Below are 2,564 nucleotides of genomic sequence, written 5' to 3' on the forward strand. Positions count from 1 at the left end.
TGGTCTCCTCGGGGAAGGCGCCGCCCGCGAGCGCGGTCAGCAGGGCCTGCTTCAGGTCGGCGGTCTCCCGGGGATCGGCGATCTTCCCTCCCCCCACCCGCTCCACGTAGAACGCGTCGGAGACCTGCTCGATGTTGGTGGCGATCTTGGCCAGGCGAATGGTGAGCCCCTGGGCCGCCAGGGTGCGCGCCACGTCGTAGAGGAGCCCCAGCCGGTCGGCTGCCTTCACGTCGATGACGGTGAAGCGCCGCGATGCCTCGTTGTCCACCCGCACCCGCGCGGGCATCCGGGGACGGGGACGGCGAAGCGCCGGGGGCTGTCGGAGCCTGGGGCCCGCCACCACCTCGAAGGACGCGTCGCCCCGGAGCACGGCGCGCAGCTCCGACTCCCAGCGGCGGGCCCGGCCCTCCTCGAGAACGCCTCCCACCGGGCTGGAGACGTGGAAGACGTCCAGTGCCCACCCGTCGGTGCGGGTGTGGAGCACGGCGGAGAGGATGTTGATGCCCTGGGCCGCCATGAGCCCCGCCACCGACGCAAACAGCCCCGGCCGGTCGCGGGTGAGGAGGAGCACCTCGGTGTAGCCCTGGGACTCTACCGGGCGTACGCAGGTCACCGGGTCTTCGTCGCGGCGGCCAAACAGGGCCAGGTGGCGCACCAGGGCGTCGATGGGGTGGGCCAGGAGGTACTGGGGGTGGTCGATGCCGGAGAGAAAGGCCTCGGCGCCCCCGGGCATCCCGGCATCGCCTGCGGCCTGGCGCAGCCGGGCCCTCACCTCCTGCGCCCGTTCCTCGGCCAGCCCGCGGTTGGCGCCGCCGCTCTCCAGCACGGCTGCGGCCTTCTCGTAGAGCTCTTTGAGGAGCAGGTCCTTCCAGCTCGTCCACGCCCCCGGCCCCACGGCACGAATGTCGGCCACCGTGAGCAGGTAGAGCATCTTGAGGGCTTCGGGGTCCTGGACCGAAGCGGCCACCTCGGCCACGAGCTCGTCGTCGTGGAGGTCGCGCCCCTGGGCCGTGTGGGAGAGGAGCAGGTGGTGGCGCACCAGGAAGACCAGGTACTCCAGGTCCGCCGGCGCCAGGCCCATGCGGTCTCCCACGGCGAGCGCGATCTCGGCGCCCCGCTCGGGGTGGCCGTGCCCCTCCCCCTTGCCGATGTCGTGCAGGAGCGCCGCGAGATACAGGATGTCCGGGCGCGCGAGCTCGCGGCTCAAGCGGGTCGGCAGGGGGAGCTGCGCCCCGTACTCCCCCCGGGCCAGCCGGCGGATCTCCTGCACGGTGAAGAGACTGTGCACGTCCACCGGGTAGGCGTGGTAGAGGTCGCGCTCCACCCGCCCGAAGACCCGCCCGAACTCCGGGATGAACCGGTCGAGGAACCGCACGTCGTGCATCCGCATCAGGGTGGTGGCCACGCGACGCGGGTTTCGCAGGATGCGCAGGAACATCTCCACGGCCTCGGGGTCGCGCCGGAACCGGTCGTCCACCAGGTGCAGGTTCTCCCGCACCACCTCCAGGGCCTGGGGGGAGAGCTCCGCATCCCAGACCTGGGCCGCCTCGAAGGCGGCGAGCAGGGTCAGGGACCTCTTGGAGGCGGCCGAAGGCTCGACGTAGACCTCGCCTGCCTGGAGCCGCACCCCGGGGATCACCTCCCGGGGAGGCGCCTTCTGGACCGCCGTGCGGGGCAGGAGCCCCTCGCAGGCCCGGCGGATGACCGTGCGGGCAAAGTGTCCCACGCCGTTGGCCGAGGCGTAGAAGGCCTGCAGGAACCGCTCCACCCCGGGAATGTTCCCGGAGTCGCCGTACCCGAAGAGAAGGGCGGCATCCTCCTGGAAGTCGTAGGTGAGCCGGTCCTCCCGGCGGCCCGCCGCGAAGTGGAGGTGGTTTCGCACCCGCAGGAGGAAGTCGCGGGAGAGGTGGAGGGCGTCGATCTCCCCCGGCGGCACCACCCCCTTGTGCAGGAGCTCCGCCGCCGAGCGCACCTTGAAGCGCACCTTGGCGATCCACAGCGCGGTCTGGATGTCCCGCAGCCCCCCCTCCCCTTCCTTCAAATGGGGCTCCAGCAGGTACACCGTGCTCCCGTAGCGCTGGTGACGGGCCTCCATCTCGGCCAGCTTGGCTTCCACGAAGGGGCGCACGTCCCGGGCGAAGATCTCGCCCTCCACCACCCGGCGCTGGTAGTCCGAGGCCAGGGCCGGATCGCCCGCCAGGAGCCGGGCCTCCAGCAGGCTGGAGCGGCTGCGGCTGTCGGCCCGGGCCACCTCCACGTTCTCCTCCAGGGTCCGGGCCACCGCCTGCACGTCGAGGCCCGCGTCCCAGAGGGGATAGAGGAGCCCTTCCACGAAGGGCCCCGGGTCGAGCCCCTCCCGGACCAGGATCAGGAGGTCGAGATCCGAGTGGGGGGAGAGCTCCTCTCGGCCATACCCCCCCAGGGCCAGGAGCGCCAGGGGCTCGCCGTCCAGGCCGTGCTCCCGGGCCAGCACCCGGAAGAGCGCCATCACCGCGTGGTCCACCAGGCGCGTCCACAGGTCCACCACCTGCACCCCGCTCGCCCCCGCCCTGTGCACCGCCCGG

General features: G+C 72.3%; 1 protein-coding gene. It reads right to left on the minus strand.

Annotated features, from left to right (window positions below; genetic code table 11):
* A partial coding sequence (gene glnD / locus AB1578_23320) for a [protein-PII] uridylyltransferase (GenBank protein MEW6490829.1) occupies nucleotides 1-2,564 on the minus strand: 2,564 nt, incomplete at both ends.

Source organism: Thermodesulfobacteriota bacterium (genome assembly GCA_040756475.1).
Taxonomy (GTDB): domain Bacteria; phylum Desulfobacterota; class Deferrisomatia; order Deferrisomatales; family JACRMM01; genus JBFLZB01.